Below are 6,945 nucleotides of genomic sequence, written 5' to 3' on the forward strand. Positions count from 1 at the left end.
GCGGCCACCCTCGCCGCCGCCCCCACGCCCTCGTCTTCCTGCCCATCCCCCACAGGAGTCCCCGATGCTCCGTTCCGCCCTCCTCGCCGCCTCCCGCTCCCCGCAGGTGCGCACGGTGGTCGAGAAGTTCCCGCCGACCCACGCGATAGTCGAGCGCTTCGTCGCCGGCGAGCAGCTGGACCAGGCGGTCACCGCCACCGACGAGCTGGTCGCCACCGACCGCAAGGTCACCCTGGACCACCTCGGTGAGGACACCAAGGACGCCGCCCAGGCCGCCGGCACCGCGCTGGCCTACGAGCACCTGCTGACCGCGCTCAAGGAGACCGGCCTGGCGGCCAACGCCGAGGTCTCGGTCAAGCTCTCCGCGGTGGGCCAGTTCCTGCCGGTGGACGGCGAGAAGATCGCGCTGGAGAACGCCCGGCGGATCTGCGAGGCGGCGGCCGAGGCGGGCACCACGGTCACCCTGGACATGGAGGACCACACCACCACCGACTCCACCCTGGCGATCGCCCGCGAGCTGCGCGCCGACTTCCCGTGGCTGGGCGTCGTGCTGCAGGCCTACCTGCGCCGCACCGAGGCGGACTGCAAGGACTTCTCCGGTCCGGGCTCCCGGGTGCGGATCTGCAAGGGCGCCTACAAGGAGCCCGAGTCGGTGGCCTTCCAGGGCAAGCGCGAGGTCGACCTGGCCTACGTGCGCGCGCTCAAGGTGCTGATGGCGGGCGAGGGCTACCCGATGGTGGCCTCGCACGACCCGAACATGATCAAGATCGCCGGCCAGCTGGCCGAGTGGAACGGGCGCACCCGGGACAGCTTCGAGTACCAGATGCTGTTCGGCATCCGCCCCGAGGAGCAGCTGCGGCTGGCCCAGGCGGGCAACACCATGCGGGTGTACCTGCCGTACGGCCAGGAATGGTACGGGTACTTCATGCGCCGCCTGGCGGAGCGTCCGGCCAACCTGACGTTCTTCCTGCGCGCGATGGCCACCCGCGGCTGACGCCGCGCCACGAGCTGCCGAGCGGCCCGTCCCCTGGGTGGGGGAACGGGCCGCTCGGTGTTTTCCCGGGCCGTCAGCCGGTGGCAGCGCTGTCCCGGGTCCGGATCGCCGCGCGCAGGGCGCCCGGCAGCGGCTCGCAGCGGGCGGCCAGCTGCCGGATCCGCTCCTTGTGGGCGCGCCGCTGACGGTGGTTCAGCACCAGGCCGAGCCGGGCCGCGTCGGCCAGGGCCACCAGGGCGGCGGTGCGCGGCTCGACCCGGGACTGCGGGCCGCGCAGCGCGGCCGAGAAGGCCGCCAGCAGCGCCTTGCGCGGGCGCCCGTCGCGCAGCTCCACCCGGACGGCCGGGAAGAGCCCCAACACCCGGTACGGCTCCAGCCGCAGCAGTCCGGCGCCGGCCAGCTCCTGCTGGACGGTGCGGCCGAAGCCGCGGCGCCGGCCGACCCAGTGCTTCCAGGTGCGCGGGCGGCTCCCGGCGATCTCCGCCAGCAGCTCGGCCAGCGGCCCGGGCAGGTCGGCCGGGACCGGCCCCGCCCCGGCCACCGCGCGGCCCTTGAGGTCGCGCAGCAGGCCCCGCTGGAGCAGTTCGGCCAGGGCGCCCGCGGTGAGCATCAGGTCCAGGTTGCGCCGGCCGGTGAGCCGGGACCGCTCGGGGTCGTAGGCGAGCAGGTAGAGCTGGGCGGGCAGGGTGGCGGGGAGCTCGGCCATCGGGTCACTCGTCCTCTCCGGTGCGGTCCGGGACCGTCGGTTCGTCGTCCTTGGTCGGGCGGCCCCGCTTGGGCAGCCGGCCCACGCCGCCGGGCATCCGACCGCTGTCGGTCAGCGCCCGGCGGAGCAGGAACTCGATCTGGGCGTTGGTGCTGCGCAGTTCGTCGGCGGCCCACCGGGCCAGCGCGTCGTGGACGGCGGGGTCCAGCCGCAGCAGGATCTTCTTCCGCTCCGTCGCCACTGCGCGCGCCTCCTCCTGACAGGGCCATCTACTGGTAGAGGGAACCGGTGTTGACGACCGGCTGGGTGCCGCGGTCGCCGCAGAGCACCACCAGCAGGTTGCTCACCATGGCGGCCTTGCGCTCCTCGTCCAACTCCACCACGTCGCGCTCGGCGAGCCGCTCCAGGGCGAGCTCGACCATGCCGACCGCGCCCTCGACGATCAGCCGGCGGGCCGCCACCACGGCGCCGGCCTGCTGGCGCTGCAGCATCACCTGGGCCACCTCGGGGGCGTAGGCGAGCCGGGTGATCCGGGACTCCACCACCTTGACGCCCGCCGACGCGACCCGGCTGGCGATCTCCTCGGAGAGCTTGACGGTGATCTCGTCGGCGCTGTCCCGCAGCGACAACTGGCCTTCCTGGTGGGCGTCGTAGGGGTAGCTGTTGGCGATGTGGCGGACCGCGGTCTCGGTCTGGATGGCGACGAACTCGACGAAGTCGTCCACCTCGAAGACCGCCTTGGCGGTGTCCTCGACCTGCCAGACCACCACGGCGGCCATCTCGATCGGGTTGCCGTCGGCGTCGTTGACCTTGGCGGACTCGGTCTCGTGGTTGCGGATCCGGGTGGAGATCCGGCGGCGCGAGGTGAACGGGTTGACGAAGGTCAGGCCGTCGGCCCGCAGGGTGCCGCGGTAGCTGCCGAGCAGCTGGACCACCCGGGCCTGGCCGGGGGCCACCACGGTCAGGCCGCGCATCAGCAGCAGCGAGAGCAGGAGGACCAGCGGGCCGGCGGTCAGCAGGGCCGGGCCGGCCGCGCCGTGGTGCGCCTGCTGGACGCCGCCCACCACCAGCAGCACCGGGCCGGCCACGAACAGCAGCAGGGCGAGCAGCAGCACGGGCAGGCCCGCGCGGCCGGTGATCACCCGCTCGGTGACCTTGGGGGCGGGCATCTCGACGTTCTGGAACTCCTGAGCGGCCATCTGGCCCGCTCCTCTCTCCTCCGTTACCCGCTAGCGCGGGCTTAGCAAAGTGATATCACTTTTTGCGGGCGGGAGGAAGGGCGGGAGGAAGGGCAGGGGTCCTGGGGGGTGCGGCTCAGCGGGCGGCGAGCACCACGGTGGCGTCGCGGTCCTCGTCGACCGCCACCTGGGGGGTGAGCCCGGCGTCCCGCACCACTGCGACGGCGTGGGGGAGTTGACGCTCGCTGGTCTCGAAGAGCAGGTGCCCGCCGGGGCGCAGCCAGTGGCCCGCCCCGGTGGCCACCCGGCGCAGCACGGCCAGGCCGTCGGCGCCGCCGTCCAGCGCGAGGCGGGCCTCGTGGTCCCGGGCCTCCGCGGGGAGCAGGGCGATCTCGCGGGTGGGGACGTACGGGACGTTGGCGAGCAGGGTGTGCACCCGGCCGCGCAGCTCGGCGGGGAGCGGGTCGAACAGGTCGCCCCGGTGCACGGTGCCGACCCCGGCGAGGTTGCGGCGGGCACAGGCCACGGCGGCCGGGTCCAGGTCGGCGGCGTGCAGGGCGGCGGGCCGTGCGGTGGCCGCGAGTGCGGCGCCGAGCGCGCCCGAGCCGCAGCAGAGGTCCACCACGAGGGCGTCCGGCGGGGTCACCTCGCGGGCCCGCTCGACCAGGAACTCGGTGCGGCGGCGGGGCACGAACACCCCGGGGTCCACGGTGATCCGCAGCCCGCAGAACTCCGCCCACCCGACGACCTGCTCCAGCGGCTCACCCGCGGCCCGCCTGGCCACCAGGGCCCGGAGCTGCTCGGGCGTGGTGGCGGCGGCGAGGATCAGGTCCGCCTCGTCCTCGGCGAAAACGCAGCCGGCGGCGCGCAGGGCGGTGACGATCGAGGCGTGGGAGGGGACGGGCACGGCCCCGAGTCGATCACAGGAAGGGGGAAGTGTCGAGCGCGAAGCCGAACGGGGCGGGGAGGGGGAGCGGCTCGCCGAAGGCCACCTCGTGGTGCTCGGTGTAGTCGTCGCCGCCGGGCGAGTGGAAGAGGGTGAGGGTGGAGAGCTCGCGGTCGACGAGGAGGTAGAGCGGGATCTTCGCGGAGGCGTAGGCGTGTCGCTTGGCGATCCGGTCCCGGCCCGGCTTGCTGGAGGTGACCTCGACCACCATGGCCACGCCGTCCGGCTCCATCCAGCCCGGTGCGCCGCGGAACAGGCGCAGGTCCTGCGGGGCGATGGTGGCGTCCGGAATGACGTGGTTCTGGAGAGTGCCTCGCGTGGGGGGTGTGATCAGACCCTTGTGGCCGGAGGCCTGCATGACCACTTCTGACTCGCGGAGAATCTGCCCGACGATCAGGCCGAGGTAGTCCTCGTGGTCTCCGTCTGGTGGTGGCGACACGACAATCTCCCCGTTGACGAGCTCGGCGCGGAATCCCTCGGGGGTCACCAGGTCGAGGAACCAGTCCAGGAGGACCTGCTCCTCGGACCACTCCTGCGCCGGCCGCTCATGTGTCATGGCACTCATGATGCCTCCCTTCGTGGGCAGGGGTGAGGCTGTCCGGAGCGCAAGTCGCCCGGGTCGGGATCTCCGCGGGTTCACCCGTTCGTGGGCGGAGCCTCAGAGCAGGCGGGAGGCCGGCTGCACCATGCCGCGGGCGGTCTTCGCGTCCACGGAGGTGGCCAGGGCGGTCAGGACCCACTCGCCGGAGAGGTGGCGGACGAGCTTGGCGAGGATCAGGCCGGGGTGCGGGTCGGTGCGGGGGAGGTCGTAGCGGACCAGTTCGTCGCCGGTGGCGGGGTCGAGCAGCCGGAAGTAGGTGCCGTGGACCTCGGTGAAGCGTTGGCCGGAGAAGGAGTTGACCACCAGGACCAGGCCGCAGACCTCGGTGGGGAGGGCGGCGAGGTCCAGGTCGAGCGCCTCGGCGTCGGGGGAGTCGGCCGGCAGCTCGCCGAGGTGGCGGACCGCGCCGTCGAAGACGGACCGCTTCATGAACCAGGCGGTGTCCAGCCGCTCGCGCCGGGCGTCGAAGGCGAGGCAGGAGACGTCCAGGTCGACGCCGTGCCCGGGGCGCGCGGGCGCCCAGCCGACCGCCAGCCGCACCGGCCCGGGCAGTGGCCGGCCCTGCTTGACCAGGGCGACCGAGCCGTCCTCGACCAGCTTCGCCCGGCCCTTGTCCAGGGTGCCGCGGGGCGGCGCGGCGGGCATCGGCGGCGGCACCGCGGCGGGGGTGAAGGCCGGTGCCCGCCGCGGGTCCGCGGCCGTGTTCGGCTCCTCCGCCGAGGCGCCGAACTCCGCGGCCAGGCCCGCCAGTCCGTCCGGGTACCCGCGGCCGACCGCGCGCAGCTTCCACTCCGCGCCGCGCCGGTGGACCTCGACCACCAGCAGCGCGGTCTCGCGTTGCAGCCGGGGCGGGGTGAAGGTGGTGATGACCCGCCCGGTGGCGGCGTCGCGCACGGTCGCGGTGGGCTCGGCGCCGGCGAAGGTGGCCCGCGGGTCCGCCAGGTTCGCGGCCACCAGCACCCGGGTCACGTCGCGCGGCAGCGCCCAGGTGTCCACGGTGATCGCCTGCGGCACCGAACCGGTGGCCGGCCGGTGCAGCACGCCCGGGCCGCGCGGGGACTGACGCCTGATCAGGTCGGCGTCGGAGCGGACCCGGCCGGCGGAGGTGAGCAGCACCGCGACCACGTCCAGGCGCTGACGGGCGGTCACCTCCACGGTCACCCGGACGGCGGTCAGCGGGGCGGTCGCCCCCTGGGCCAGCGCGGTGGTCACCAGCTCCTCCTCGGCGCGGCGGCGTGCGAGTGCCCCCGGCCGGAGGCCGGGGGTGGGTCGGCCACCGGCGCGCGGGGGCTCGCGAGTGAGCCCGGGTGCGCCGGTACGCGCCCAGCCTAGCCAAGGAGCGCGGAGCTGCGGTGGTGGTGCCGTGTCCGGCCTGCGGGGAGAAGCCCCGGCGGCGCACCGTGACTGGCGGTCCGTCAGCATCCCGACCGGTGCTGCCGAACCGTTCCTGCCACCCGCTCCTACCGGACCGTTACTGCCGGACCGCCAGCAGCGGGGTGCTCGGCGCGGCGCGGACCGTGTCCCCGAAGCCGCCGCGGACCGCCACCGCCGACGGGTCGTCCAGGGCGAAGCCGGAGGCGGTCCAGTCGCCCGCCGCCCCGCGGACCGCGGGGGCGGTGCCGCCGGCCTGCTGGACGGTGAAGGTGTAGCTGCCCGGCAGCACGTCCTCGCCCGCGGGCAGGGCGAAGCGGTAGACCAGCAGCGGGCCGTCCTGGTCCAGCGTCACCCGGGCGCCGGGCAGGGTGCTCCAGGTCATCGCGCCGGCCCCGGCGGCGGCCCGGTCCAGGCGCAGTTCGACCTCGACGGCGGTGAGCGGCCGGGTGACCGTCAGGGCCACCGTGTACCGCCGGGCCGGGTCGGCGGGGTCGGTGGCGCTGCCCTGGCCGGTCAGCCCGGGGTCGGCGACGGCCGCCGGGCCCCCGGTGGCCTCCGGGGAGGGGCGCTGACCGGGGATCAGCGGGGTGCCGGTGGGCGGCTGCGGCTGCGGCTGCGCCGGGGTGCGGGCCGGCGGGACCGGGACGGGCGGGACCGGCTTGCCGCCGGCGTCGGTCTGGCCCAGCACCGACGGGTCGGTGGTGCCGGGGTCCGTCGTGGTGGCGCCGGGGTCCGCGGCGTCGGCGGCCGGGTCCGTGGTGGCGGGGGCGGGGGCGGGGTCCGCGGCGGCGGCTCCCGGGGAGGCGACCACCGCGCCCGGCGGATTGCCCGCCACTGCGGGCACGCTCGGCGAGGCCCCGGGCACGGTGCTCGCCGAGATGCCCGGGCGCGGGGTGCTCGCCGGCGCGGGGGCGGTCGGCTGCGCGCCGCTCAGCGCGGTGGCCGCGCTGGGGCTGGCAACGGCCGTCGGCCGCCCGTCGGCGGGCGGGGGGCTGGTGGGGTGGTTTACGGGGGGGGCGCCCTGACTGGAGGGCGCGGAGGGGCCCGGACGCGCCGGGGCGGGGGACGGGGTCGAGCTCGGCAGCGCGGTCGGACCGCCCGCGGCCCCGACCGGCGCGCCCGAGCCGGGCGGCGCCGCCGCGCGCC

At 75.7% G+C, this 6,945-nt stretch carries 7 protein-coding genes and 1 pseudogene; 1 reads left to right on the forward strand and 7 read right to left on the reverse strand.

The window, feature by feature from the left end; translation table 11 throughout:
• Positions 1-64 precede the first annotated feature (64 nt).
• Positions 65-994: a proline dehydrogenase family protein gene (locus tag ACFW1A_RS36640; RefSeq protein WP_380417259.1), complete on the forward strand. Its 930-nt coding sequence runs from the start codon at positions 65-67 to the stop codon at positions 992-994.
• Positions 995-1,067: 73 nt separating this feature from the next.
• On the opposite strand, the gene ACFW1A_RS36645 is transcribed toward ACFW1A_RS36640, so the two are convergent.
• The 7 genes and pseudogenes from ACFW1A_RS36645 to ACFW1A_RS36675 all read right to left on the reverse strand — a co-directional run.
• Positions 1,068-1,700, reverse strand: coding sequence for a GPP34 family phosphoprotein (locus ACFW1A_RS36645; RefSeq protein ID WP_380417261.1), 633 nt, complete (start codon positions 1,698-1,700; stop codon positions 1,068-1,070).
• Positions 1,701-1,704: 4 nt separating this feature from the next.
• Positions 1,705-1,941 carry a hypothetical protein gene (locus ACFW1A_RS36650; RefSeq protein ID WP_380417263.1) on the reverse strand — a complete coding sequence of 79 codons (237 nt, stop codon included), beginning with the start codon at positions 1,939-1,941 and terminating at the stop codon, positions 1,705-1,707.
• A 28-nt stretch (positions 1,942-1,969) separates the two neighbouring features.
• Positions 1,970-2,899, reverse strand: coding sequence for an SPFH domain-containing protein (locus tag ACFW1A_RS36655; RefSeq protein ID WP_380417265.1), 930 nt, complete (start codon positions 2,897-2,899; stop codon positions 1,970-1,972).
• Positions 2,900-3,014: 115 nt separating this feature from the next.
• Positions 3,015-3,785 carry a putative protein N(5)-glutamine methyltransferase gene (locus tag ACFW1A_RS36660; protein ID WP_380417267.1) on the reverse strand — a complete coding sequence of 257 codons (771 nt, stop codon included), beginning with the start codon at positions 3,783-3,785 and terminating at the stop codon, positions 3,015-3,017.
• Between the two features lie 13 nt (positions 3,786-3,798).
• Positions 3,799-4,389: a Uma2 family endonuclease gene (locus ACFW1A_RS36665; RefSeq protein WP_380417270.1), complete on the reverse strand. Its 591-nt coding sequence runs from the start codon at positions 4,387-4,389 to the stop codon at positions 3,799-3,801.
• Between the two features lie 93 nt (positions 4,390-4,482).
• Positions 4,483-5,637: a TerD family protein gene (locus ACFW1A_RS36670; RefSeq protein ID WP_380417272.1), complete on the reverse strand. Its 1,155-nt coding sequence runs from the start codon at positions 5,635-5,637 to the stop codon at positions 4,483-4,485.
• Between the two features lie 259 nt (positions 5,638-5,896).
• Positions 5,897-6,945, reverse strand: a pseudogene (locus ACFW1A_RS36675) (hypothetical protein); the annotation flags it as partial.

Origin of the sequence: Kitasatospora sp. NPDC058965 (assembly GCF_042741245.1) — a bacterium.
In the GTDB taxonomy this organism is placed as follows: Bacteria; Actinomycetota; Actinomycetes; order Streptomycetales; family Streptomycetaceae; genus Kitasatospora.

Coding starts and splice junctions, on each gene's coding strand:
- ACFW1A_RS36655 (WP_380417265.1), bottom strand. CDS start 2,899: ATGGCCGCTCAGGAGTTCCAGAACGTCGAGATGCCCGCCCCCAAGGTC.
- ACFW1A_RS36645 (WP_380417261.1), bottom strand. CDS start 1,700: ATGGCCGAGCTCCCCGCCACCCTGCCCGCCCAGCTCTACCTGCTCGCC.
- ACFW1A_RS36665 (WP_380417270.1), bottom strand. CDS start 4,389: ATGAGTGCCATGACACATGAGCGGCCGGCGCAGGAGTGGTCCGAGGAG.
- ACFW1A_RS36640 (WP_380417259.1), top strand. CDS start 65: ATGCTCCGTTCCGCCCTCCTCGCCGCCTCCCGCTCCCCGCAGGTGCGC.